Genomic DNA, 24,998 nt, shown 5'->3' on the forward strand with positions numbered 1-24,998 from the left:
TGGTCCATGACCGGACCGATCCGTATCGCCGCCCCCGACGGGGTCGCCCCCGCCGCCGCGTACTCCCATGTCGTCGTGGGCACCGGCCGCTTCGTGGCGGTCTCGGGCCAGCTGCCGCTCGACGAGGACGGCGGGCTCGTCGGCGAGGGCGACCCGGCGGCACAGGCCCGCCAGGTCTTCGAGAACCTGCGGCGCTGTCTGGCCTCGGCAGGCGCCGGTTTCGACGACGTGGTCAAGATGACCTTCTTCGTCACGGACATGGCCCACATGCCGGCCGTCCGCGCGGCCCGGGACGAGCACATGGCGCCGGACCGCCTTCCGGCCGCCTCGGCCGTGCAGGTCGCCGCCCTCGTGCGCCCGGAGTTCCTGATGGAGATAGAGGCGTTCGCGGTACTCCCCGGCTGAGGCGGGGCCGCCGTAATTCCCCGGCTTCCTCGTCCGCGGCCGCCTAGGGTGCCGCCATGGACGACCACTCCCGCATCCCCCTCCGCGTCCGCGAGATGGCCCTGGCCGACTGCCCCCGCGTGGCGGAGATCCGGGTGCGCGGCTGGCAGAGCGCGTACCGGGGGCTGATGCCCCGGTCGTACCTCGACGGGCTCGACGTGGCGGCCGAGACGACCCGCAGGCGGACCCACTTCGAGCAGGCGGGCGAGGGCGTGGTGAACCTCGTCGCGGAGCGGGGCGGCGAGGTCGTCGGCTGGGCCTGCCACGGTCCGTACCGCGACGGCGGACAGCCCACCGGGGACGCCGAGTTGTACGCGATCTACGTGGCCCCCGACCGGATCGCGGGCGGGGTGGGCCGGGCCCTGCTGCGGGAGTCCACCGCGCGCTGCGCCGCCGCGGGGCACGGCCGGATGCTGCTCTGGGTGCTCCGGGAGAACGCGAGCGCGCGCCGCTTCTACGAGAGGTCCGGTTTCACCGCGGACGGCGCCGAGGAACCCTTCGAGGTGGAGGGCGTCGAGGTGCCCGAGGTGCGTTACGTCCGGGTGCTGGGCGGGGTCCGAGAGGAACGCCTCTCCGCCTGAGGAGGCATCGTCCCCCGGGGCGGGCTCACGCAGAAACACGGCCCGGGGCTGTGGCCGGTCGTACGGCTCGACGCGGCGGCCTTCCCGGCGGGCTCAGGGCCCGGGCGGGCGCTGTGCCGGCAGCCTCTTCAGCGCGCCGGCCGCGGCCTGGGCCAGTGCCGGGTGGGCGAGCGCCTCGTTCAGGACGGGCCTGGCCCGTTCGTCGCCCAGGGCTCCCAGGCCCTCCACGCAGGCGAGGGCGATCCGGCGGTACGGGTCGTGCGGGCGGAATCTGCGGGCCAGGGTGGTGATCAGGGCGGGGACGGACTCTGGCGCGCGGAGTTCGACGAGGAGCCGTACCGGATGCAGGGCGTAGGCGACGCGCAGCTCGTTGGTGGCGAGGGCCGCCGCCGCCCGGGCGGTGCGCGGGTCGCCGAGCCGGGCCAGGGCGTACGCGGCGGACGCGCAGCGCTGCGGATCACGGTGGTTGAGCAGCAGGACGAGGGCCTCGAAGGCCCGCCGGTCGCCGTCGAGCCCGAGCCGGAAGGCGGCCAGTTCCCGCGCCCAGAGCGGCTGTTCGGGAGCGATGAGCACGGCTGCCAGCTCGTCGGGATCCCCGGCCGAGGCCAGCCGCTCGTACGAGAACGAGGCCGCCGCGCCCGCCTCGTGCCGTAAGCGCTGGGTGAGCGATCGCAACTCTTCGTCCATGATGCAGAGACTATCGGCGACATACGTCACAGTGACCGGTCCGGACGACGGGCTGGCGCGCTCGTTACCCACCGGTTAAGCTCAATCGAGCGAGTTACCCACTCGTGGTCTTTCCCGTGGTGGCCTGGTGACGCAGCCGCCGCGGGTGCTGGTCGGTTCGGTACCTCAGGTACCTCAGTGCGACACGGCTCCGGGACAGAGCCGGTCGGATTCTTTTCACCGCTTCGCGGGTGCGTGCTCCACGACCCGTGTTCGGCACCGGGCGTGTGCGCCTCGCAGCCCGGCATCACCCGCACCTTCCTCCGCACTCCGTGCGCCCGTCGGCGTATCTGGGTGCGTCCCTCAGTCGTCACTCATTCCTGGAGTCCCGCGATGGCCACTCCCCAGTCCGACCCCTCCCCGTCCTCCGCGTCGCCCCTCAAGACCGTCGCCGTCGTCGGCCTCGGCACGATGGGCACCGGTATCGCCGAGATCCTCGCCCGGGCCGGCCGCGAGGTCGTCGGCATCGACGTCAGCGAGGCCGCCGCGGCCCAGGCCGTCACCGCGCTCGAATCCGCGACCGCCCGTGCCGTGCAGCGCGGGCGTCTCACGGAGCAGGAACGCGACGACACCCTCGCCCGCTTCCGTACGTTCACCGATCTGCGGGCCGCGGCCGACGCCGACCTGGTGATCGAGGTGGCTCCGGAGTCGTACGAGATCAAGCACCAGATCTTCCGCGAGCTGGACGGTGTCGTGCGCCCGGAGACGATCCTGGCGACCGGCACGAACGCCCTGTCCGTGACGCGGCTGGCCGCCGACTCGGCCCGCCCCGAGCGGGTTCTCGGCCTGCACTTCTTCAACCCGGCACCGGCGATGAAGCTCGTCGAGGTCGTCTCGTCGGTGCTGACCGCGCCGTCGGCCGTCGCCGCCGTCACCGACCTCGCCCTCGAACTGGGCAAGGAGCCCGTCGCGGTGGGCGACCGTCCCGGCTTCGTCGCCGACGGCCTGCTCTTCGGCTACCTCAACCAGGCCGCCGCGATGTACGAGGCGAAGTACGCCAGTCGCGAGGACATCGACGCCGCGATGCGGCTGGGCTGCGGTCTGCCCATGGGTCCGCTCGCCCTGCTCGACCTGATCGGCGTCGACACCGCGCGTACGGTCCTGGAGGCCATGTACGCGGAGTCGCACGACCGGCTGCACGCGCCGGCGCCCGTCCTCAAGCAGCTCAGCGAGGCGGGTCTGACCGGCCGCAAGACGGGCCGCGGCTTCTACACGTACGACGCCCCGGGCAGCGCGACCGTCGTCCGGGACGCGCTGACACCGCTCGACGAAGGGTCCGGGACGGCCGGCCGGCCCGTCCGCTCGGTGGGCGTCGCGGGGTCCGGGACGATGGCGTCCGGCATCGCCGAGGTCTTCGCCAAGGCCGGGTACGAGGTCGTCCTCGCCGCCCGCAGCGAGGAGAAGGCGCAGACCGCCAGGGCCCGTATCGGCAAGTCGCTCGCGCGTTCCGTCGACAAGGGGCGGATGACCGCCGAGGCGGCCGCCGAGACGCTGGAGCGGATCACCCCGGCGGGCTCGTACGACGCCTTCGCCGAGGTCGACCTGGCGCTGGAGGCCGTCGCCGAGGACCTGGAGATCAAGCAGCAGCTCTTCGCCGTGTTCGACAAGGTCTGCAAGCCGGGCGCGATCCTGGCCACCACGACCTCCTCGCTGCCCGTCGTCGCCTGTGCCCGCGCCACCTCGCGGCCGCAGGACGTGATCGGCATGCACTTCTTCAACCCGGCGCCCGCTATGAAGCTCGTCGAGGTCGTGCGTACGGTCCTGACGGCCGACGACGTGCACGCCACGGTCCGCGAGGTCTGCGCGAAGGTCCGCAAGCACCCGGTGGACTGCGGCGACCGGGCCGGCTTCATCGTGAACGCGCTGCTGTTCCCGTACCTCAACAACGCGATCAAGATGGTCGAGGAGCACTACGCGACGCTCGACGACATCGACGCCGCGATGAAGCTCGGCGGCGGCTACCCGATGGGCCCGTTCGAGCTCCTCGACGTGGTCGGCCTGGATGTCTCCCTGGCCATCGAGAAGGTGCTCCACCGCGAGTTCCGCGACCCGGGGCTCGCTCCCGCGCCGCTGCTGGAGCACCTGGTGGCCGCGGGCTGCCTCGGCCGCAAGACGGGCCGCGGCTTCCGCGAATATGCGCGGCGCTGAGGCACCCGAGGACGGGCCGCGGGGCCGGTCCGCCGGGCCCGCTCCGGGCCCCGGGGACCGGCCCCGGGGCGGGCCCGCGGACGGATCGGGTGCCGGGCCGGTCCTCCCGCCCGGCCCCGGGCCGGTGAACGGACCGGTGAACGAGCCGGTGAACGGCTCGGGAGGTCGGCCGGTGAACGGCTCGGGGGACGGGCCGGTGAACGGCTCCGGGGACGGGCCTGCGGGCGGAGTGGCCCACGTACCCGTCGACGGAGTGGGGCACGGGCCGGACGGCGGACCCGCGAACGGGTCCGGGGCGCGGCCGGAGGACCGGTCCGGTGACTGGTTCACCGAGCGCGCGGACTGGGGCGGCCTGCTCGGCCCGGTCGGCGCCCCTCCCCCGGCCCCGGCCGGCGAAAGACCCGGTCATGAGCGCTCCGCCGCGCACATGCAGTACGTTCGGGGCATGTCCCAGCCCGCCAAGTCCCCCCGTACACCGGCCACGTCCGACGCACCCGAAAGTGCCGTGGGCGGTCGCGCGGCCGCCCAGCGGCTCAAGATGCGCCGAGAACTGGCCGCCGCCGCGATGGAGCTGTTCGCGACGAAGGGGTACGAGGCGACGACGGTCGACGAGATCGCGGCCGCGGCCGGGGTCGCCCGGCGCACCTTCTTCCGCCACTTCCGCTCCAAGGAAGAGGCGATCTTCCCGGACCACGACGACACCCTGATCCGGGCCGAGGCGGTGCTCAACGCCGCGCCGGCGCACGAGCATCCACTGGACACGGTGTGCCGCGGGATCAAGGAAGTCATGAAGATGTACGCGGCCCGGCCGGAGATCTCGGTGTCGCGCTACAAACTCACCCGTGAGGTGCCGACGCTGCGGGAGGCGGAGATCGCGTCCGTGGCCCGGTACGAGCGGCTGTTCACCCGCTATCTGCTGGGGCACTTCGACGAGCACGCCCACGACGACGACGCCAACGACGACCCGCTGCTCGCGGAGGTCGCCGCGTCCGCCGTGGTCACCGCCCACAACCACGTACTGCGCAGGTGGCTGCGGGCGGGCGCCCAGGGGGACGTCGAGGCGCAGCTCGACCACGCCTTCGCGATCGTGCGGAAGACCTTCGGGACGGGGATCGGCGCCGGGCGGGAGACCGCCGCGCACGCGGCGCCCGCGTCCGCGGCCTCGGTGGAGGGAGAGGTGCTGGTGACCGTCGCCCGGGTCGACGCCCCGCTGCACCAGGTGATGCGCACCATCGAGCAGGCACTCAAGGAACGGTCGTAACCCCTGCGCGGAACCGCGGCTCCGCCGCTGGTCCCGCCCTCGCCGGACGAGCTCGACAAGAGCGCGTCCGGCTTCTTTTTGCCCGCATTCAGCCCTTTCGCGGCCCCGCCTGATCGATCATCGCTCACGTGTCGCGTAAAGATTTCACCTGAGCGTAATTTCTGGCACTCCGTGCCTTGCGAGGTGACACGGCGTGCCATACGTTGAAGGAGTCCGGGCGGCCGGCGTGCAGCGATCCTTCGTACGCCGGCTGTCCCCGCAAACCGATTGGTCTGCGCGCCCGGACGCCTGCGTCACAGGCAACCTTCCGCGCCACAAAGCGCTGCCGAGCACCACCCCCGCCGAACCGACGGCACGCCTCACACCAGCAGCAGCACCCACCCCGACGTAACCCTCAGCGTTCCCCTCAGACGCTCTCGCCGGAGGCAACACCGTGAAGGAAATCCTGGACGCGATTCAGTCGCGGACGGCCACGTCCGCCGACTTCGCCGCACTGCCGCTCCCCGAGTCCTACCGCGCGATCACCGTGCACAAGGACGAGGCGGAGATGTTCGCCGGGCTCAGCACCCGTGACAAGGACCCCCGCAAGTCGATCCACCTGGACGACGTGCCGGTGCCGGAGCTCGGCCCCGGCGAGGCCCTGGTGGCCGTCATGGCCTCCTCGGTCAACTACAACTCGGTGTGGACCTCGATCTTCGAGCCGGTGTCGACGTTCTCCTTCCTGGAGCGCTACGGCAGGCTCAGCGAGCTCACCAAGCGCCACGACCTGCCGTACCACGTCATCGGCTCCGACCTGGCGGGCGTCGTGCTGCGCACCGGTCCCGGCGTGAACGCCTGGCACCCGGGCGACGAGGTCGTCGCGCACTGTCTGTCCGTCGAGCTGGAGTCCAGCGACGGCCACAACGACACCATGCTCGACCCCGAGCAGCGCATCTGGGGCTTCGAGACGAACTTCGGCGGCCTCGCCGAGATCGCGCTCGTCAAGTCCAACCAGTTGATGCCCAAGCCCGACCACCTGAGCTGGGAGGAGGCCGCCGCTCCGGGGCTCGTGAACTCCACGGCCTACCGGCAGCTGGTCTCCCGCAACGGCGCCGGCATGAAGCAGGGCGACAACGTCCTCATCTGGGGCGCGAGCGGCGGTCTCGGCTCGTACGCCACCCAGTTCGCCCTCGCCGGCGGCGCCAACCCCATCTGCGTGGTGAGCAGCCCGCAGAAGGCGGACATCTGCCGCGCGATGGGCGCCGAGGCGATCATCGACCGCAACGCCGAGGACTACAAGTTCTGGAAGGACGAGCACAACCAGGACCCGCGCGAGTGGAAGCGCTTCGGCAAGCGCATCCGTGAGCTCACCGGTGGCGAGGACGTCGACATCGTCTTCGAGCACCCGGGCCGCGAGACCTTCGGCGCCTCCGTCTACGTCACGCGCAAGGGCGGCACGATCGTCACCTGCGCCTCGACGTCGGGCTACAACCACGAGTACGACAACCGCTACCTGTGGATGTCCCTGAAGCGGATCATCGGCTCGCACTTCGCCAACTACCGCGAGGCCTGGGAGGCCAACCGGCTCATCGCGAAGGGCAAGATCCACCCGACGCTGTCCAAGGTGTACTCACTGGAGGAGACCGGGCAGGCCGCGTACGACGTGCACCGCAACCTCCACCAGGGCAAGGTCGGCGTGCTCGCGCTGGCGCCCGCCGAGGGCCTCGGTGTGCGGGACGAGGAGAAGCGCGCCCAGCACATCGACGCCATCAACCGCTTCCGGAACATCTGAGGGCCATCCCATGACTGAGCGCCAGACGCCGCAGGCGAAAAGGGAAAAGGACCGGCCGTGGCTGATGCGGACGTACGCCGGTCACTCCACGGCCGAGGCGTCCAACGAGCTGTACCGGCGCAACCTCGCCAAGGGCCAGACGGGTCTGTCGGTCGCGTTCGACCTGCCGACCCAGACCGGGTACGACCCCGACCACATCCTCGCCCGCGGCGAGGTCGGCCGGGTCGGCGTGCCGGTCTCGCACCTCGGTGACATGCGCCGGCTGTTCCAGGACATCCCCCTGGAGCAGATGAACACCTCGATGACCATCAACGCCACCGCCATGTGGCTGCTGGCGCTCTACCAGGTCGTCGCCGAGGAGCAGGGCGCCGACATCACCCAGCTCCAGGGGACGACCCAGAACGACATCGTGAAGGAGTACCTGTCACGGGGGACGCACGTCTTCCCGCCGGTGCCCTCGCTCCGTCTGACGACGGACATGATCTGCTACACGGTCAACAACATCCCCAAGTGGAACCCGATCAACATCTGCAGTTACCACCTGCAGGAGGCGGGAGCCACTCCGGTCCAGGAGATCGCGTACGCGATGTCCACCGCGATCGCCGTCCTGGACGCGGTGTTCGCGTCCGGGCAGATCCGCGAGGACCAGAAGGGTGACGTGGTCGCGCGGATCTCGTTCTTCGTCAACGCGGGGGTCCGCTTCGTCGAGGAGATGTGCAAGATGCGCGCGTTCGGCCGCATCTGGGACAGGATCACGCGCGAGCGGTACGGGATCGAGAACCCCAAGCAGCGCCGCTTCCGGTACGGGGTCCAGGTCAACTCGCTCGGTCTGACCGAGGCCCAGCCGGAGAACAACATCCAGCGGATCGTGCTGGAGATGCTGGCCGTGACCCTCTCGAAGGACGCCCGCGCACGGGCCGTCCAACTCCCCGCCTGGAACGAGGCGTTGGGGCTGCCCCGGCCCTGGGACCAGCAGTGGTCGCTGCGCATGCAGCAGGTGCTCGCGTACGAGAGCGACCTGCTGGAGTACGCGGACATCTTCGAGGGCTCGCACGTCGTCGAGGCGAAGGTCGCGCAGCTGGTCGAGGACTCGTTCGCCGAGATCGACCGGATCCAGGAGATGGGCGGCGCGATGGCCGCCGTCGAGTCGGGCTACCTGAAGTCGCAGCTCGTCTCCTCGCACGCCGAGCGCCGGGCCCGTATCGAGTCCGGCGACGAGAAGATCGTCGGCGTCAACATCTTCGAGTCGACCGAGCCGAACCCGCTCACGGCCGACCTGGACGCCGCGATCCAGACGGTCGACCCCGCGGTCGAGGCCCGGGTGAGCGCCGCCCTCACGGACTGGCGCGACAGCCGCTACCAGCCTCCCTTCAACCACCCGCGCCCCTGCAAGGCGCTGGACAGGCTGAAGGAGGCCGCGAAGGGCACCGGCAACCTCATGGAGGCCACCCTGGAGTGCGCCCGTGCCGGGGTCACGACCGGCGAGTGGGCCGGTGCCCTGCGCGAGGTCTTCGGCGAGTTCCGCGCCCCCACCGGTGTCTCCTCCGCGCCCGTCGCGGTGACCGCCGAGGAGGGCTCGGCCATGTCGGAGGTCCGCCGCAAGGTGGAACTGACCGCGAAGGACATGGGCGTCGGCAAGCTCCGCTTCCTGGTGGGCAAGCCGGGCCTGGACGGGCACTCGAACGGCGCCGAGCAGATCGCCGTGCGGGCCCGCGACGCCGGCTTCGAGGTCGTCTACCAGGGCATCAGGCTCACGCCCGAGCAGATCGTGGACGCGGCCGTCGCCGAGGACGTCCACGCGGTGGGCCTTTCCATCCTCTCCGGCTCGCACGCCCAGCTGGTGCCGGACGTGCTGGAACGGCTCCGTGTGGCCGGTGCCACAGACATCCCGGTGATCGCCGGTGGCATCATCCCGAATGGCGACGCCGAAGACCTGCGGGCCGCGGGAGTGGCCGCGGTCTTCACTCCGAAGGATTTCGACATCACCGGAATCATCGGCCGGATCGTCGACGAGATCCGGAAAGCGAACAAGCTCGACCCACTGGAGGTCCCCGCATGACCAGCCCCGTCAACCGCCTTCGTCCGCGGCGTTCCTGCCTCGCCGTGCCGGGGAGCAACCCCCGCTTCCTGGAGAAGGCGCAGGGCCTCCCGGCCGACCAGGTCTTCCTGGACCTGGAGGACGCGTGCGCGCCGCTGGCCAAGCCCGAGGCCCGGCACACCATCGTCAAGTTCCTCAACGAGGGTGACTGGACGGGCAAGACGCGGGTCGTGCGCGTCAACGACTGGACGACGGAGTGGACGTACCGCGATGTCGTCACCGTCGTCGAGGGCGCGGGCCAGAACCTCGACTGCATCATGCTGCCGAAGGTGCAGACGGCCCAGCAGGTCGTCGCCCTCGATCTCCTCCTCACCCAGATCGAGAAGACGATGGGCTTCGAGGTCGGCAAGATCGGCATCGAGGCGCAGATCGAGAACGCCCAGGGTCTGAACAACGTCAACGAGATCGCGACGGCCTCCCAGCGCGTCGAGACGATCATCTTCGGCCCGGCCGACTTCATGGCGTCGATCAACATGAAGTCGCTGGTCGTGGGCGAGCAGCCGCCCGGCTACCCGGCGGACGCCTACCACTACATCCTGATGAAGATCCTGATGGCCGCCCGCGCCAACAACCTCCAGGCGATCGACGGCCCCTACCTGCAGATCCGCAACGTCGACGGCTACCGCGAGGTGGCCCGGCGCGCCGCTGCCCTCGGCTTCGACGGCAAGTGGGTGCTGCACCCGGGTCAGGTCGAGGCGTCCAACGAGATCTTCTCGCCCTCGCAGGAGGACTTCGACCACGCCGAGCTGATCCTGGACGCGTACGAGTACTACACGTCCGAGGCGGGCGGCAAGAAGGGCTCCGCGATGATCGGCGACGAGATGATCGACGAGGCCAGCCGCAAGATGGCGCTGGTCATCTCGGGCAAGGGCCGGGCCGCCGGCCTGCAGCGCACGTCCAAGTTCGAAGCGCCGGAGGCCTGAGCACATGCAGTTCGGACGCACCTACGAGGAGTTCGAGGTCGGCGCGGTCTACAAGCACTGGCCCGGCAAGACGGTCACCGAGTACGACGACCACCTCTTCTGTCTCCTGACCATGAACCACCACCCGCTCCACATGGACACCAACTATGCGGAGAACACGACCGACTTCGGCAAGAACGTCGTCGTGGGGAACTACATCTACTCCCTGCTGCTCGGCATGTCCGTGCCCGACGTGTCCGGCAAGGCGATCGCCAACCTGGAGATCGAGTCGCTGCGCCACGTCGCGCCGACCTTCCACGGCGACACGATCTACGGCGAGACGACGGTCCTCGACAAGACGCCCTCCCGGTCGAAGAACGACCGCGGGATCGTCTACGTCGAGACGAAGGGCTACAAGCAGGACGGCACCCTGGTCTGCGTGTTCCGCCGCAAGGTGATGGTCCCCACCGAGACGTACATCAAGGAGCGCGGCGGCGAGCAGCCCGGCCGGCCCCAGCTGAAGGAGCAGGAGAAGTAGCCATGGCGCGACTCGCCCAGACCGCAGGTCTGACCGACATCCAGCAGGAGATCCTGTCCACCGTCCGGGACTTCGTGGACAAGGAGATCATCCCGGTCGCGACCGGGCTGGAGCACCGCGACGAGTACCCGCAGCAGATCGTCGACGGGCTCAAGGAGTTGGGCCTCTTCGGCCTGATGATCCCCGAGGAGTACGGGGGCCTGGGTGAGTCGCTCCTCACCTACGCGCTGTGCGTGGAGGAGATCGCGCGCGGCTGGATGTCGGTGTCCGGCATCATCAACACCCACTTCATCGTGGCCTACATGCTCAAGCAGCACGGCACGCAGGAGCAGAAGGAGTACTTCCTGCCGCGCATGGCGGCGGGCGAGGTGCGCGGCGCGTTCTCCATGTCCGAGCCGGCGCTCGGCTCGGACGTGTCGGCCATCACCTCGAAGGCGGTGAAGGACGGCGACGACTACGTCCTGAACGGTCAGAAGATGTGGCTGACGAACGGCGGGACGTCGACGCTCGTGGCCGTCCTCGTGAAGAGTGACGAAGGCCACCCGGAGGGCACTCCGGCGCACAAGTCGATGACGACCTTCCTCGTGGAGAAGGAACCCGGCTTCGGTGAGGTCCGCCCCGGCCTGACCATCCCCGGGAAGATCGACAAGATGGGCTACAAGGGCGTCGACACCACCGAGCTGATCATGGATGGCCTGCGAATTCCGGCCAATCGTGTGCTCGGCGGCGTCACCGGACGAGGCTTCTATCACATGATGGACGGCGTCGAGGTGGGCCGGGTCAACGTGGCCGCCCGTGGCTGCGGTGTCGCTCAGCGTGCGTTTGAGCTGGGTGTTTCGTACGCCCAGCAGCGGCACACCTTCGGCAAGCCGATCGCCCAGCACCAGGCGATCCAGTTCAAGCTGGCCGAGATGGCTACCAAGGTCGAGGCCGCCCATGCGATGATGGTTAACGCGGCACGCAAAAAGGACTCCGGGGAGCGAAACGACCTCGAAGCAGGGATGGCGAAGTACCTCGCCTCCGAGTACTGCAAAGAGGTCGTCGAGGACGCCTTCCGGATCCACGGCGGCTACGGCTTCTCCAAGGAGTACGAGATCGAGCGCCTCTACCGCGAGGCCCCGATGCTGCTCATCGGTGAAGGTACCGCCGAAATCCAGAAAATGATCATCGGACGCAGGCTGCTCGAAGAGTATCGGTTCCAAGGCTAGATCTACCGATTCGGGGTGTTTTCATCGAGAAGAAGATCACACCCCGTCAACACTCTTCGGACGTCGACTCGGCTTCCTGGCTTGCCCAGTTGCTGCCCGCGACCGGTACGATTCCGGGAAAGCCGCCGTCCCCAGTCACAGCGCGGCATCATCCGCTACGAAGGTCATCCATGCCCGACAGCCAAACCTCCGCACCACGCGACAGCCTGGTCGGCGTACGTCTCGCGCGCGGAGCATCGCCGTGGCTCGTCCCGACCGTCGCCACCGCAGCCCTCAGCCTGGTACGCGCGCGCAAGTCCGGCGCCGCCAAGGCCGTGGCCGTTCCCGCCACCGCGCTCGCGGCGGGCATGCTGTGGTTCTTCCGCGACCCCGAGCGCGAGATCGCCCCGGGCCGGGTCATCTCGCCTGCCGATGGTGTGGTGCAGAGCATCATGCCGTGGAAGGACGGGCGTACCCGCGTCGCGATCTTCATGAGCCCGCTGAACGTCCACGTCAACCGCGCGCCCCTTTCCGGCACGGTGACATCGGTCGAGCACATCCCCGGTGGGTTCGTTCCGGCGTTCAACAAGGAGAGCGAGAACAACGAACGCGTTGTCTGGCACTTCGACACCGAGCTCGGCGACATCGAGATGATCCAGATCGCCGGTGCGGTCGCGCGGCGCATCGTGCCGTACATCCCGCAGGGCACGAAGGTCGAGCAGGGTGACCGCATCGGGCTGATCCGCTTCGGGTCGCGCGTCGACATCTACCTCCCCGAGGGCGTGGACGTCGACGTGGAGGTCGGTCAGAAGACCGTGGCGGGGGTGACTCGCATTGACCGTGACTGATCCTGAGACACAGGCCGGATGGGTCCCGGAGGCCGACGAGGTGGACGACGAGGAGGAGATGCCCCTCTCTCTCCGCCTCTCGATAGCGGACACGCTCACCCTCGGTAACGCCACGTGTGGCTTCATGGCGGTGTACTTCACCACCACCGGCATCCTGATCCCGGACCTCACGGGCAGCCAGGAGACCGGCATGACCCGCCACAGCGCGGCCACCGCGGTCATCCTGATGCTCTGCGCGGCGGTCTTCGACCTGTTCGACGGTCTGGTCGCCCGCAAGCTGCGCTCCTCCCCCATGGGCGCGGAGCTGGACAACCTCTCCGACCTCATCAGCTTCGGCCTGGCGCCGGCGTACTTCGTGCTCGTCTACGGCATGGTCGCCGACGACGCGCACCAGCGGGTGGCGGCGGTGGGGGCGATCGTGGTCCTGCTGGCGGTCGTGCTGCGGCTCGCGAGATTCTCGTGTGTCACGGTCAAGGACGGCACGTTCCAGGGCATGCCGTCGCCGTTCGGCGCGCTGACGGTCGTCTCGATCGTGCTGCTCGAGCTGCCGTTCGTCGCCACGCTCATGGCGATCCTCGGCACCGCGTGGCTGATGGTGAGCCGGGTCGAGTACCCGAAGCCGCGGGGCCGCCTCGCGGTGGCGATGCTCTCCTGGATCGTCCTCAGCATGGCCCTGCTGGCGGCCTGGGCCTTCGACGCCCCCGGCGGCCAGCTCCTGCTCCAGACCGGCTGTGCGCTGCAGCTGGTGATGGGGGCGGTGATCCCCCTCTTCGCCACCGCTCGGAGGGTGAACAACTTCCGGGGCAACCGGCGTGAGGCGCGGGCGGCGCAGCTGCCGTAGTTCTTGCCTCCTGATACAGGGGAAGGGCCCCGGACCTATTGGTCCGGGGCCCTTCTCTTGTGCGTCGCAGTGCGGGTGTGTGGGGCTGGTAGCGCAGTTCCCCGCGCCCCTGTCGGGGGCCCCTGGCGGTCCCGCAGGGCTCCTACTCGCTCGGTGTGTACGACTCCGCCACCGTTGAGGCCTCCGCCTCCTGGACCACCTTCATGCCGCCCGTGACGCTCTTGTCGGGCTGGAGGATGACGCTCTGCTTGGAGGAGGGGGACTTGGGGTCGGTGAAGTCCTGGGGGATGCCGAAGCCCGTGTCCAGGGCGTCGATGGTGAGGAGGGCCTTGTCCACGCCCTCCCGAGTGAGGTCCTTGGTCGCGCAGGCCTTCTTCAGGGCCTCGCCGAACGCGGAGGCGGCCGTCCAGCCGGCGACGACGCCGTTGTCCAGGGAGTCCTTCGGGTACGCCTTCTTGTAGTCGGCCACCAGCTTCTCGGCCTCCGGGGTGTCCGCGCCGATCGGGAGCGACGGCGAGGCCACGTAGTAGTTCTTCATCAGCGCCGGACCCGCCTGGGTGGCCAGGAGCTGCGGCGCGAAGGCCGAGTTGTTACCGATGATCGGGACGTCGAAGCCACCGGCCGCGGCGACGCCGACCAGGGAGGCGGCCTGGCGCGGGCCCGCGCTGATCACGACGGCCTTGACGCCGGCCTTCTTCAGGGCGGCGACCTGCGCGGTCATGTCGTTGTCGGTCGGCTTGATCTTCTGCTCGACGACGGTCAGCCCGGCTTCCTTCGCGATGTGCTTGGAGCCGGCCAGGGCGCTCTCGCCGTAGTCGCCCTCGAAGTAGACGTGCCCGATCTTGTCGCCCTTCTTGAGGCCCTTCTCCTTCATCAGGAAGTCGACGGCGTTGATCGTCTCGATGTCGTACGTGGACCCGATGACCCGGATGTAGGGGCTGCCGAGCAGGGAGGACGACCACGCCTGCGGCAGGACCAGGCCCTTGTCCTGTCCGTCGATGCGCTGCTTGACCGCGGCGACGAACGGGGAGCCGATGAACTGGGCGAACCCGAGCACCTTCGGCGCCAGTTCCGTGTAGCCGGAGACGGCCTTCTGCGGGTCGTAGCCGTGGTCGCGGATGGTGAGCTCGACCTTGTAGCCGCACACGCCCCCGTCGGCGTTCAGCTGCTTCACATAGAGCTGCTGGGCCTGGGTGACGCTCTTGCCGAGGGTCGCGTAGACGCCCGTCATGTCGGTGAGGACGCCCAGCGAGATGGTCTTGCCGGAGATGCCCTGGCCGGTCTTCACCCCTCCCGCGGCGGTGTCGCCCTTGCCGTTCCCGTCGTCGTTCTTGGCCTTGGAGCTGCACCCGGCCAGCACCAGCAGCGCTGCGAGTGCTCCGGCGGCCACCTTGGCCGTGTGGGTCGTACTCATCGTTCCTCCCCTTGGTCGGTCCTGAAGCGTCGTCCGGCGGCCACCCTGACCAGGCCGCCGGGCAGGAAGAGCACCACCGCGACGATGGCGGCGCCGTAGAGGTACCGGGATGCCTCGCCCGGTGCGATCCCGCCCGTACCGGGAGCGGAGACCAGGGGCAGCGCATCGCTGTAGCGGGTCAGCAGTTGCGGCAGCAGGGACACGAACACCGCCCCGACCACCGCCCCCGAGACCGACCCGAGCCCGCCGATGACGATCATGGCGAGGTATTCGAGCGACAGCGTGATGCCGAAGTAGTCCGGCACCGTCCGCTGGAAGACCAGGGCGAGCAGGACGCCCGCGAGGCCCGCGTACATCGAGGACAGGACGAAGACGGCGGCCCGGTAGCGGGCCACGGGCACGCCGATGACACCGGCCGCGATCCGGTGGTCGCGGATCGCGTTCATGGCACGTCCGGGCCGGCCGCGCAGCACCCCGCGGGCGAACAGCCCACAGCCGAGGAGCAGTACGAGCCCCGCGTACCAGAGCTTCTCCGCGGAGCCGAACGGGACGGAGGCGACGAGGAGTTCACTGTCGTCGAAGGTGAGCCCGAACAGACTCAGGGGCGGTACGTCCCGCCCGTTGAAGCCGCCGGTGAGGTCCCGGGCGTTGAACAGCACGTGCTGGCCGATGAAGATCAGCGCGAGGGTGGCGATGCCCAGGTAGGCGCCGCGCAGACGTCCCGCGATGGGGCTGAACAGGCCGCCCGCCAGACCCGAGACCAGGACGGCGAGGACCGCCGCGAGCCAGGTCGGCAGGCCGAGACCGGTCAGCCCGTCGCCGCCCTCCGCGGCGAACACGCAGTAGCCGTACGCCCCGACCGCGAGGAAGAAGGCGTGGCCCATGGAGAGCTGGCCGGTGGAGCCGGTGAGCAGGTTGAGCCCGATCGCGCCGATGGCGGCGGCCATCGCGAACAGCCCGGCCTGCAGCCAGAACCGGTCCAGGTAGAAGGGCAGCGCGAGCAGGAGCAGAGCGCCGGCGGCCCAGACGTACGTGCGCGTGCGGGCGGGGAACCGCAGATGTCCGGTGAGGGCTTCAGACACGGGCGAGCTCCTTCGTGCCGAACAGCCCGGCGGGCCGGATGAGCAGGATCACGGTCATCACGAGGTAGGGCGCGAGGTCGCCCAGTCCCCGGCCGAGGAAGGTCAGTTCGCTCTGGTAGCCGGTGGCGAGGGATTCCGTGACGCCCACCAGCAGACCGCCGACGAGCGCTCCGGTCGTCGAGTCGAGGCCGCCGAGGATCGCCGCCGGGAACGCCTTGAGAGCGGCGAGCGAGGTAGCTCTTTCCAGGCCCGGCGTGGGGAAGACCGTCAGGAACAGGGCCGCCACGGCGGCGAGTCCGCCCGCCACGGCCCAGGCGCCGAGGGACACCCGGCCGAGCCGTACGCCCATCAGCGCGGCCGTCTCCGCGCTCTCGGCGGCGGCCCGCATCGCGACGCCCCAGGAGGTGTACCGGAACGCGAGCAGGAAGACCGTGATGAGCAGGGCCGCGGCGACGAACGCGGCGATGCGCGTGTGGGCCAGCGAGATGGGGCCGAGGGTGAGCACCGCGTCGCCCCACGGGTCGCCGAGCGCCAGGACGTCCGTGCCGATCCGGCGGGTCAGTTCCGTGGTGAGCAGGATGTCCACACCGATCGTGACGATGGCGAGGACGCTGTGGTCGGAGCCCCGGTAGCGGCGCATCACCAGGAACTCGACGGCCGACCCGACCACCGCGGCTCCGGCGATCCCGACCAGCAGGGCGGGCCAGAAGCCGATGTCCTCGTGGAGGGTCGCGGTGACGTACCCGCCCGCCAGCAGCAGGGACGCGTGGGCGAAGTTGACGACCTCGGTGGCCCGGAAGATGACCACGAAGCCGAGGGCGATGAGGGCGTAGACCGACCCCATGGAGACGCCGTTGAGGAGGAGTTCGGCGAAGGTGCTCACGACGCGCTCTCCTCTCCCCCGGGCTGCCCGGGCCCGTCGGGTTCCTCGGGGCGCTCCCCCAGGTAGGCGCGGACGACGGCCGGGTCGTTCTGTACGTCGGCCGGGGCGCCGTCCGCGATCCGGCGCCCGAAGTCGAGTACGGTCACCGCGTCGGCGAGCCGCATCACCACCCCCATGTCGTGTTCCACCAGGACGATCGAGATGCCGAGGCTGTCGCGGACTCCCGCGATCACGGCGGCCGTTCGCCGCCGCTCGTCGGCGGTCATGCCCGCCACCGGTTCGTCCAGGAGCAGCAGGCGGGGCTCCATGCACAGGGCGCGGGCGAGTTCGGCGAGTTTCTGCTGCCCGTACGGGAGCGAGCCGGCCGGCCGGTCGAGGTAGGACGAGATGCCGACGAACTCGGCGATCTCACGGACGCGTTCGCGATGACGGTTCTCCTCACGGGCCGCTGCGGGGAGCCTCAGGCCGGCGGAGAGGAAGCCGGTGCGGGTCAGCCGGTGGCGGCCCAGCAGAAGGCTGTCCTCGACCGTGGCGAGCGGTGGCAGGGCGAGGTTCTGGAAGATGCGGGCGACGCCCAGATCGGCGATGCGGTGCGGAGGCATGCCGGTCAGTTCGTGCTCGCCGAAGCGGACGCTGCCGGCGGTGGCGCGGTAGACGCCGGACAGCACGTTGAAGCAGGTGGACTTTCCGGCGCCGTTGGGGCCGATGAGGGCGTGGACGGTGCCGGGACGCACTGTGAAGTCCACGGCGTCCAGGGCGGTCAGACCGGCGAAGCGCACGGTCAACTCCCTGACGTGGAGCGGTGGTACGTCGGGATCAGCATCGGAGTCGGGCGAAGTCGCCTGCTGCGGCGCGTCGTTCGTCATGGTGGTGCTCACCCCTTCCATCGGGTCAGCGCCGGGTGCGAGGCGCGCGCCCGCCCGGCGTCGGCCGCCGCGTCCTCGTCGACCACGCCCAGGTAGCGGCGGCGCACCTCGTCGGAGGCGGCCAGTTCGTCCGCCGGCCCCGACAGGGTGACTTCGCCGACCTCCAGGACGTACGCGCGGGAGGCGAGCCGCAGGGCCAGGGCGGCGTTCTGTTCGACGAGCAGGATCGAGGTGCCCTGGGTGTTGATCTCGCGGACCGTCTCGGCGATCCGCTCGGCCATCAGCGGGGCGAGTCCGAGCGAGGGTTCGTCGAGGAGGAGCATCCTCGGGGCGGCCATCAGGGCGCGGCCGACCGCGAGCATCTGCTGCTCTCCGCCCGACAGGAGGCCGGCGCGCTGCTGGGCGCGGTCGGCGAGGACGGGGAACAGTTCGTGGACGCGGCGCAGGGCGGTGGCCCGGTCCGCGCGTCCGCCGGTGGCGCCGAGCGCCCCGGCACGCAGGTTGTCGGCGACGGTCATCCGCGCGAACACCCGGCGCCCCTCCGGGATCTGCGAGATCCCGGCGGCGACCACGCGGTCCGGCGGGAGTCCGTCGATGCGGCGGCCGTCGAGGCTCACCGTGCCGCCGGTGACCGCGCCGCCGTGGAAGGACAGGGTCCGGCAGATGGCCCGCAACAGGGTCGACTTGCCCGCGCCGTTGCCGCCGAGGACCGTGACCACGGCTCCCTCCGGCACCTCCAGGGTCACCTGGCGCAGTGCTCGTACGGGACCGTATCCGACCGACACGTCCCGTACGGCCAGCCCGGAACCACCCATGGCATTCCCCCTGTCATCGCGCTGTCGATCACCTTGCACCCGGCGTGTTCACGGCCGGTGTGGCGCTCACGACAGCACCGGTGGGGACGTCCGTCCACGGGGCGCGGGCGAATCGCTGCGGGTGACCAGCGGGTGCGGGCGCGCGTTGTGCGCGCGCACAACACCGCGTGTCAGGGGCCTGTGCGCGGCCGTCCACCGGTGGCATCCTCCGGCCATGGGAGCCCGCAGAAGGCGTACCGGTCATGACTGGAAGCTGCTCACCGAGTCCTGCGCGGCGCTGCTGGAGCGCCTGCCGGAGCTGGTCGACGAGCACATGCGACAACTTGCCGAGCATTCCCCGGTGTACGGGGAGTTCCTGCCGTACGACCAGCAGTGGCGGGAGGCGCAGGAGGCGATGCGGATCGGGATCGAGACGATCTCCGCGCCCCGGGACTCGCCCCGCCGTGATCTGGAGTACGCGGAGGACGCGGGGCGGCGGCGGGCCCAGCAGGGGTTGCCGTTGGAGCTGCTGGTGCACGCCTACCGTGCCGCCGGGTATCTGGTGTGGGACGCCCTGATGGAGGGGGCGGCCGGGCGGGAGCCGGAGCGGCTGGGGGCGCTGATGCGGTCGGCGACCATGGTGTGGTCCGCCGTGGACGCGCAGGCCGCGGTGGCGACGGAGGCGTACCGGGCCACCGAGATGGAGCTCCGGCGGCGTACCGACGAGCGGCTTCAGGCGCTGCTCGACGCGCTTCTCGAAGGGCAGGAGGCGCCCGGGCTCGCGGCGCGGGCCGCCGCCGGGCTCGATCTTCCCGAGCGGGGGCCGTACGCCGTGGTCGTGCTGCGGTCCGAGCGGCGGGAGCCCTTCCGGCGGCCCGTGGAGGGTGAGGGGCTGCGGTTCGTCTGGCGGATGCGGGCGGACTGCGAGGTCGGGGTGGTGGCTCTCGCGGCCGGTCAGGGCCTCGACGGGGTCGCGCGGGCGCTCGACGGGCGCTGTTCCGGTCCCGGCGGGATCAGCCCCGTCGTCCCGGGCCTCGCCGAGCTGGGGCGGGCCCGGCGGCTGGCGGAGCTGGCGCTGCGTACGTGTCCGCCCGACGCGAGCGACGTCGTGCGGCTCGACCAGCGGATGCCGACGGCGCTCGTCGTCAGCCAGCCCGAGCTGGCCGGGCGGCTCGTGTCGGACGTGTTCGGGTCGCTGCTGGAGCTCGAACCGGCGGACCGGGCCGTCCTGCTGGAGACGCTCGACGTGTGGCTGTGCTGCGAGGGGTCCGCGGGGCGGGCCGCGGGGCGCCTGTACTGCCACCGGAACACGGTCTTCAACCGCCTGCGGCGGTTGGAACAGCTGACCTCACGGTCGCTGGCGAGGCCCCGGGATCTGATCGAGATGACGTTGGCGTTGGACGCGTACCGGTTGACGGGGGCGGCGGGGGGTGGGTGAGGGGTATTTCGCCCCCGCCGCCCCCTACCCGTTCCCGTCCCTTCTGGGGGCTGCGCCCCCAGACCTCCGTATCGCACCGGTGCGCTCGTCCTCAGACGCCGGACGGACTCAAAGATCAGGAGCGGGGGTTCGGGGGCCGTCCCCCGAGACGGGACGGGCAGGGGCGGCGGGGGCGGGGGCGGGAAAAGGCCTGTCAGGTGAGGAAGTCCTTGGCGATGCGCTCCGCGAGTTCCTCCAGGATCGGGCCCGCCTCGGCGATGCACCGGCTCACGTCAGGCTCGACGTCCGTGAGCGGATAGACCCGCCGGATCCCGGCCCGTCCGAGGGCCTCCGGAGGAAGCGCCAGCCGCCCGCAGACGGCGATGACCTCTTTCCCGGCGGCACGCGCGGCGGCGGCGACCCCGGCGGGCGCCTTCCCGTGCAGGGTCTGCTCGTCCAGCGAGCCCTCACCGGTGATGACCAGCGTCGCCCGTTCCAGCGCGGGCCCGAAGCCCAGTACGTCGAGCATCACCTCGATGCCGGGCCGGAAGGTCGCGCCGAGCCCCACGAGAGCCCCGTACCCGATGCCACCGGCAGCCCCCGCGCCGGGCGCGACGGCGTACTCCGCCGCCCTGCCCCCGATCGTCTTCTCCAGGACGGCGGCGAAGTGGGCGAGCGCCGCGTCGAGCACCGCCACGTCGTCGGGAGAGGCACCCTTCTGCGGTCCGTACACCGCCGGCGCGCCCTTCGGCCCGGTCAGTGGATTGTCCACGTCACTGGCGAGGACGACGTCGACGGAGGAGAGCCGGGGGTCGAGGCCGGTCAGGTCCGCCGTGGCGAGGTCCCCGAGGGAGCCGCCGCCGGGCGGCACCGGCTCGCCGTCCTCGTCGAGGAAGCGCGCCCCGAGCGCGGCCAGCATCCCGGCTCCGCCGTCGGTGGTCGCGCTGCCGCCGACGCCGAACACGATCGTGCGCGCCCCGGCGTCGAGCGCGGCCCGCAGTAGTTCCCCGGACCCGTACGTGGACGAGGTGAGCGGCGCGAGGACCCCGGCGGGCAGCCGCTGCAGTCCGCTGGCCTCGGCCATCTCCACGACCGCGGTCCCGTCGCGCAGCGCGAAGGCGGCGGTGACCTCGTCGCCGAGGGGCCCGGCGACCCGTACCTCACGGCGCTCGAAGCCGGCCGCGACCGCCGCGGCGACCGTGCCGTCGCCGCCGTCGGCCACCGGCAGCGCCTCGACCTCGACCAGCGGTGCGACCCGGTGCAGTCCTGCCGTCACCCGCTCGGCCACCTGCACGGCCGTGAGCGAGCCCTTGAACTTGTCCGCGGCGATGAGTACCCGCTGGGTCTGGTTCCGGGTCCGATTCACTGCAGCGTCCGCCACCTGTGTTCCCCTTGCTTATCGGGCCTTGCACACGTCAAGGCAGTCGCGCCGCTGCGACCCTAACCGCAGGAGGGGGCCGCTGCCCAGGGCGGTTCTCAGGTGCCGGACAGCTGCCGGACAGCGGCCCGACGGCGGTCGCGGGGCGGTCGGACCCCGGTAGCCGGTCAGCCGGCGTCGGTCCCCCGCGAGTCGTAGAGCTGGTGCGTCAGTGTGCCGCTGCCCCCGAACGGCACGCTGATGTGCTCCAGCACGTCCTCCAGGAGATCGAGGTCCCCCGTCCGCACACCGACGTCCCCGGTGGTGACCAGGGGCTCCGCGGGCGCGGCCTGGGCCGCACCGGTGGCGGACAGGACCGCGACGACTGCGGCGGCACCGACCGCCAGGACCCTCGTACGACTCGACGACTTCATGGGACTCCAAATCCGCAATACGAATAAAACCTGACGACCTTCTCATGTGGTGCGGCGCCGGATGTACGTAAAGCGGGCCGGACCAGCAGGAATTCGGCACACCGGGTGTATGACGGCTGCGGGCGTTGACGATCTTGCGGACCGTGGGGTCGATCTCGCTAGGCTGGCTATATGACGACTCCTGACTACGCCGCGTACATCGCGGGTCTCCCCCGTGTGCTCGTCGGTGCCGCCGCGCTCTTCCGTGACACCGAGGGCCGGGTGCTGCTCGTCGAGCCCAACTACCGCGAGGGCTGGGCGCTGCCGGGCGGAACCGTCGAGTCGGACGCCGGCGAGACCCCGAGGCAGGGGGCCCGCCGGGAGACCCTGGAGGAGATCGGCCTGGACCTCCCGGTCGGACGGCTGCTCGCGGTGGACTGGGTGCCCGGCGCCGCACGGCCTCCCGTCGTGGCGTACCTGTACGACGGAGGAGTGCTGGCGGAGGAGCAGTTCAAGTCGATCCGCCTGCAGGAGTCGGAGCTGCTGTCCTGGCAGCTGGTCCCCCGCGAGGAGCTCGACCAGTACGTGTCGGGCAACCTCGGCCGCCGTGTGCTCGCCGCGCTGGACGTGCTCGCTGAGAACGCGGGGACGGCCGAGTTGGAGGACGGCCGGCGAACCGACTGACGGGAGGGGCGGCGCTCAGCGCAGGACGCGGTGCCGGGCGGGCCTCCTGGCACCGTTCGTCGACGGCTGTGGCTGCGGCCTGTACTCCGGCTCGTCCTCGTCCTCGATACCGCGTGACGGTCCCCTGACGCTGTCCAGAACCTTCGCGCCCTGCTGATCGACGAGGCGGGTCACCGATTCCTGCGCGACACCGAACACGAGCGCCCAGCCGAGGACTTGTGCACTGCTGTCCAGGTTTGACAGCCCCGGCACGAAATCACCCTTGATGATCAGCATGCCGAACACGGCCGCCAGGGCGCCGATGGGCAGCCGCAGCAACAACAGGCAGATGGGCACCATGAACGGCGTGGCGGTGCCCTGCATGTGCCGCAGTGACACGGCTCCCGCCAGGGCCGCTCCGCACAGGCCGAAGAACTCCACGATGAGGACGTCCCCGCCCGCCGGGCTACCACTGATGGGGCAGAACGTCTTGGGCACGGCCGGAGGTGGGGCCGTCGGTGGCCCCTCGAAGCAAAGCTTGGCCGCTATGGCCGCGGGCTCGACGTATCCCCACACCACAAGGAGTGCCGCGATCAGGCTCGTCAGGAGAAACGACGTCAGGAGTATGTTGCGGAAGCTTCGCAGTCTCGACCTCTCCAGGTCCTGAGCGTCGTTCGCCGCACGCAGCGCCCTGACGGCCAGATCCCTGAACCGGGCGTTGAGCCTTCGGCCGTTCGATCCGACCTGCGCCTCCAGCTCGTTCCGCAGGGGATCCTCCGCGCCCAGGTGCTGCTTGGTTCTCGCGAGGACCTCGGTCCCCCACCAGGTGAGGTCGTTGTCGCCGGCGAGCTTCAGGACGCTCACTTCGGCCCGGTGGATGTTGGCCCAGGTCCGGTCCACCGCGGAACCGGAGATGGACGAGAAGGGTGTGTCCCTGCTGTTGAGGGCCTCACGAGCGGCTTCGAGCTGCACGTTCGTCTTCTTCAGCAGCCTCTTCTTGTCGTCCGACAGTTCGCAGCGGACTTCGATGATGTCCAACTCCGCCTGGAGTTCCGCGACATAGGCGGAGGCACGTTGATGCCATGAGGATTTGTTCCGTCCCGCGACATCTCCGACTTCGTCCGGGAAGGATTCTTCATGTGTTTCCGCCATGATGGGGTCCTCCGCCGACCTGCTCCTTCACACACGTGTGTCCGGATTCGGGCTTTGAGCGGCATCGAGCGACGTCGAGCGGCATTGCGCGGCATGGGGAACATCGGGAATTGTCTCCCCGTCCCGACCCCGATCCCGACCCCGTCCTTCGGTTCTCCCCTGCTTTCCAGTGTCCGCTCCGGTGACACGTTCGCAACCCGGGAGGGCTTCGTCGCCCGGCGTGTTGGCGTGTCCGAGGACAGCGGGCGCAGCGACGTCGAATGTGCGATTCCCAGCGGGTAGGGGGCCTCCGGAAACCGGTTCGCCCTCGCGCGGGCCGGCGTTCTACGCTCGGGACATGAGCAGGCCTCTCGTCGCCGTCCTCAGTGGCGCAGGTATTTCCACCGATTCCGGAATTCCCGACTATCGCGGTCCGAACGGTGTGTGGCGGCGGGATCCGGAAGCGCAGAAACTCGTGACGTACGAGTTCTACATGGGTGATCCGCAGATCCGGCGCAGGTCCTGGCAGATGCGGCGAAAGAACCGGACTCTCCAGGCGGAGCCGAACGCCGCGCATCGGGCGGTGGCCGAGCTGGAGCAGGCCGGGGTGCCGGTGCGGGTCATCACCCAGAACGTCGACGGACTGCACCAGCTCGCCGGAATGCCCGCCCGCAAGGTGCTGGAACTGCACGGCAGCGCACGCGGTGTGGTGTGTACGAAGTGCCACGCGCGCGGGCCGATGGAGGACGCGCTCGCCCGGGTCGAGGCCGGGGAGGCGGATCCGCCGTGTCTGACGTGCGGCGGGATTCTCAAGTCGGCGACGGTGATGTTCGGCGAGCGGCTCGACCCGGTCGTGTTGGGTGAGGCGCTCGCGATCACCAAGGCGTGCCAGGTGTTCATCGCCGTCGGTACCACCCTCCAGGTGCAGCCCGCCGCGGGGCTCGCCGGTGTGGCCGCCGAGCACGGGGCCCGGCTCGTCATCGTCAACGCCGAGCCGACCCCATACGACGACCGGGCGGACGAGGTGATCCGGGAGCCGATCGGCACGGCCCTGCCTGAGCTGCTGCGGGGCCTGGCCGGCTGAGCGGCGCGGGTTCGAGCCTGCCCCGGTGTCACACCTGTGTCCCGCCGGTGTCAGAAGAGGGCGGTGTCCTCCGCTCCCCGTTCGAAGTCCAGCAGGCGCTGTTTGCGCTGCAGGCCGCCGCCGTATCCCGTCAGGCTGCCGTCGGCGCCCACCACCCGGTGGCAGGGCACGATGATCCCGAGCGGGTTCTTGCCGTTGGCGAGGCCCACCGCGCGGGACGCCTTCGGATTGCCCAGGGCGTCCGCGAGTTGACCGTACGAGCGGGTCTCGCCGTACGGGATCTTCCGGAGCTGTTCCCAGACCTGGCGCTGGAACGGGGTGCCGTCCAGCCTGAGTCGTACGGAGAAGTCCTTCAACTCTCCCCCGAAATAGGCTCGCAGCTCCTCGGTCGCCTCGGCGAAGGGTGTGTCGTCCGGCCGGCCGAAGGTCTCCTCCGGCGGGCGGTGGCGTTGGTCCGTCATGTAGAGCCCGGAGAGGACGCCGTCGGTGGCGACCAGGGTGAGCGGGCCGTACGGACTGTCGATCACGGTGTGCTGTTTCACTGAACGT

24 protein-coding genes are annotated in these 24,998 nt (G+C 70.4%); 14 read left to right on the plus strand and 10 right to left on the minus strand.

What is annotated here, in order from left to right; all coding sequences use genetic code 11:
• The first annotated feature begins 6 nt into the window (after nt 1-6).
• Both KUF83_RS02950 and KUF83_RS02955 read left to right on the plus strand, forming a co-directional pair.
• Nucleotides 7-405, plus strand: coding sequence for a RidA family protein (locus KUF83_RS02950; protein WP_217452925.1), 399 nt, complete (start codon nt 7-9; stop codon nt 403-405).
• Between the two features lie 56 nt (nt 406-461).
• Nucleotides 462-1,025 (plus strand): GNAT family N-acetyltransferase, encoded by a 564-nt coding sequence (locus KUF83_RS02955; protein ID WP_217452926.1) that lies wholly within the window; start codon nt 462-464, stop codon nt 1,023-1,025.
• 93 nt (nt 1,026-1,118) lie between these two features.
• On the opposite strand, the gene KUF83_RS02960 is transcribed toward KUF83_RS02955, so the two are convergent.
• The gene (locus KUF83_RS02960) at nt 1,119-1,712 is read right to left on the minus strand and encodes an adenylosuccinate lyase (RefSeq protein WP_217452927.1); all 594 of its coding nucleotides are present in this window, start codon (nt 1,710-1,712) and stop codon (nt 1,119-1,121) included.
• Nucleotides 1,713-2,084: 372 nt separating this feature from the next.
• Between KUF83_RS02960 and KUF83_RS02965 the strand changes: the two genes are divergently transcribed.
• From KUF83_RS02965 to pssA, 9 genes are all read left to right on the plus strand, one after another.
• Entirely contained in the window at nt 2,085-3,899 is a 1,815-nt protein-coding gene (locus tag KUF83_RS02965; protein ID WP_217452928.1) for a 3-hydroxyacyl-CoA dehydrogenase family protein, read from the plus strand.
• Nucleotides 3,900-4,344: 445 nt separating this feature from the next.
• Complete coding sequence (locus tag KUF83_RS02970; RefSeq protein WP_217453020.1) at nt 4,345-5,160, plus strand: TetR family transcriptional regulator; 816 nt, start codon at nt 4,345-4,347, stop codon at nt 5,158-5,160.
• A gap of 433 nt (nt 5,161-5,593) precedes the next feature.
• The gene (gene ccrA, locus KUF83_RS02975) at nt 5,594-6,931 is read left to right on the plus strand and encodes a crotonyl-CoA carboxylase/reductase (protein ID WP_217452929.1); all 1,338 of its coding nucleotides are present in this window, start codon (nt 5,594-5,596) and stop codon (nt 6,929-6,931) included.
• 10 nt (nt 6,932-6,941) lie between these two features.
• The gene (locus KUF83_RS02980; protein ID WP_217452930.1) at nt 6,942-8,990 is read left to right on the plus strand and encodes a protein meaA; all 2,049 of its coding nucleotides are present in this window, start codon (nt 6,942-6,944) and stop codon (nt 8,988-8,990) included.
• A complete protein-coding gene (locus KUF83_RS02985; RefSeq protein WP_217452931.1) occupies nt 8,987-9,952 on the plus strand; it encodes a CoA ester lyase in 966 nt (321 codons plus the stop codon). The genes KUF83_RS02980 and KUF83_RS02985 overlap by 4 nt, the downstream gene beginning before the upstream one ends.
• 4 nt (nt 9,953-9,956) lie before the next feature.
• Nucleotides 9,957-10,469, plus strand: coding sequence for a MaoC family dehydratase (locus KUF83_RS02990; RefSeq protein WP_217452932.1), 513 nt, complete (start codon nt 9,957-9,959; stop codon nt 10,467-10,469).
• A 2-nt stretch (nt 10,470-10,471) separates the two neighbouring features.
• Entirely contained in the window at nt 10,472-11,677 is a 1,206-nt protein-coding gene (locus KUF83_RS02995; protein WP_217452933.1) for an acyl-CoA dehydrogenase family protein, read from the plus strand.
• Between the two features lie 170 nt (nt 11,678-11,847).
• Nucleotides 11,848-12,504, plus strand: coding sequence for a phosphatidylserine decarboxylase (locus KUF83_RS03000; protein ID WP_217452934.1), 657 nt, complete (start codon nt 11,848-11,850; stop codon nt 12,502-12,504).
• A 58-nt stretch (nt 12,505-12,562) separates the two neighbouring features.
• The gene (gene pssA, locus KUF83_RS03005; protein ID WP_217453021.1) at nt 12,563-13,345 is read left to right on the plus strand and encodes a CDP-diacylglycerol--serine O-phosphatidyltransferase; all 783 of its coding nucleotides are present in this window, start codon (nt 12,563-12,565) and stop codon (nt 13,343-13,345) included.
• Between the two features lie 142 nt (nt 13,346-13,487).
• Here pssA and KUF83_RS03010 read toward each other — a convergent pair whose 3' ends face one another.
• Genes KUF83_RS03010 through KUF83_RS03030 form a run of 5 tightly spaced genes read right to left on the minus strand, consistent with a single transcriptional unit; the run spans nt 13,488 to nt 18,405 of the window.
• Nucleotides 13,488-14,759: an ABC transporter substrate-binding protein gene (locus tag KUF83_RS03010; RefSeq protein ID WP_217452935.1), complete on the minus strand. Its 1,272-nt coding sequence runs from the start codon at nt 14,757-14,759 to the stop codon at nt 13,488-13,490.
• The gene (locus tag KUF83_RS03015) at nt 14,756-15,841 is read right to left on the minus strand and encodes a branched-chain amino acid ABC transporter permease (RefSeq protein WP_374105965.1); all 1,086 of its coding nucleotides are present in this window, start codon (nt 15,839-15,841) and stop codon (nt 14,756-14,758) included. Before KUF83_RS03015 ends, KUF83_RS03010 begins: the two co-directional genes overlap by 4 nt.
• A complete protein-coding gene (locus tag KUF83_RS03020) occupies nt 15,834-16,724 on the minus strand; it encodes a branched-chain amino acid ABC transporter permease (RefSeq protein WP_217452936.1) in 891 nt (296 codons plus the stop codon). The genes KUF83_RS03015 and KUF83_RS03020 overlap by 8 nt, the downstream gene beginning before the upstream one ends.
• On the minus strand, nt 16,721-17,590 hold the full coding sequence (locus KUF83_RS03025) for an ABC transporter ATP-binding protein (protein ID WP_254643288.1): 870 nt from the start codon (nt 17,588-17,590) through the stop codon (nt 16,721-16,723). Before KUF83_RS03025 ends, KUF83_RS03020 begins: the two co-directional genes overlap by 4 nt.
• 8 nt (nt 17,591-17,598) lie before the next feature.
• On the minus strand, nt 17,599-18,405 hold the full coding sequence (locus KUF83_RS03030) for an ABC transporter ATP-binding protein (protein WP_217452937.1): 807 nt from the start codon (nt 18,403-18,405) through the stop codon (nt 17,599-17,601).
• 214 nt (nt 18,406-18,619) lie between these two features.
• On the opposite strand from KUF83_RS03030, the gene KUF83_RS03035 reads away from it, so the two are divergent.
• The gene (locus KUF83_RS03035; protein WP_217452938.1) at nt 18,620-19,822 is read left to right on the plus strand and encodes a CdaR family transcriptional regulator; all 1,203 of its coding nucleotides are present in this window, start codon (nt 18,620-18,622) and stop codon (nt 19,820-19,822) included.
• Nucleotides 19,823-20,015: 193 nt separating this feature from the next.
• Here the strand turns inward: KUF83_RS03035 and KUF83_RS03040 are convergent, their stop codons facing one another.
• Nucleotides 20,016-21,182 (minus strand): glycerate kinase, encoded by a 1,167-nt coding sequence (locus tag KUF83_RS03040; protein ID WP_217452939.1) that lies wholly within the window; start codon nt 21,180-21,182, stop codon nt 20,016-20,018.
• Between the two features lie 164 nt (nt 21,183-21,346).
• Nucleotides 21,347-21,592, minus strand: a complete 246-nt coding sequence (locus tag KUF83_RS03045) for a hypothetical protein (RefSeq protein ID WP_217452940.1) — start codon at nt 21,590-21,592, stop codon at nt 21,347-21,349.
• Nucleotides 21,593-21,763: 171 nt separating this feature from the next.
• Here KUF83_RS03045 and KUF83_RS03050 point away from each other — a divergent pair, with 171 nt between their 5' ends.
• A complete protein-coding gene (locus KUF83_RS03050; RefSeq protein WP_217452941.1) occupies nt 21,764-22,255 on the plus strand; it encodes an NUDIX hydrolase in 492 nt (163 codons plus the stop codon).
• Nucleotides 22,256-22,270: 15 nt separating this feature from the next.
• Here the strand turns inward: KUF83_RS03050 and KUF83_RS03055 are convergent, their stop codons facing one another.
• On the minus strand, nt 22,271-23,386 hold the full coding sequence (locus KUF83_RS03055; RefSeq protein ID WP_217452942.1) for a hypothetical protein: 1,116 nt from the start codon (nt 23,384-23,386) through the stop codon (nt 22,271-22,273).
• A gap of 337 nt (nt 23,387-23,723) precedes the next feature.
• Between KUF83_RS03055 and KUF83_RS03060 the strand changes: the two genes are divergently transcribed.
• Nucleotides 23,724-24,449, plus strand: a complete 726-nt coding sequence (locus KUF83_RS03060) for a Sir2 family NAD-dependent protein deacetylase (protein WP_217452943.1) — start codon at nt 23,724-23,726, stop codon at nt 24,447-24,449.
• A 50-nt stretch (nt 24,450-24,499) separates the two neighbouring features.
• Here KUF83_RS03060 and KUF83_RS03065 read toward each other — a convergent pair whose 3' ends face one another.
• Entirely contained in the window at nt 24,500-24,991 is a 492-nt protein-coding gene (locus KUF83_RS03065; RefSeq protein WP_217452944.1) for a methylated-DNA--[protein]-cysteine S-methyltransferase, read from the minus strand.
• Nucleotides 24,992-24,998 lie beyond the last annotated feature (7 nt).

The sequence above is a fragment of the Streptomyces sp. BV286 genome (genome assembly GCF_019090165.1).
In the GTDB taxonomy this organism is placed as follows: domain Bacteria; phylum Actinomycetota; class Actinomycetes; order Streptomycetales; family Streptomycetaceae; genus Streptomyces.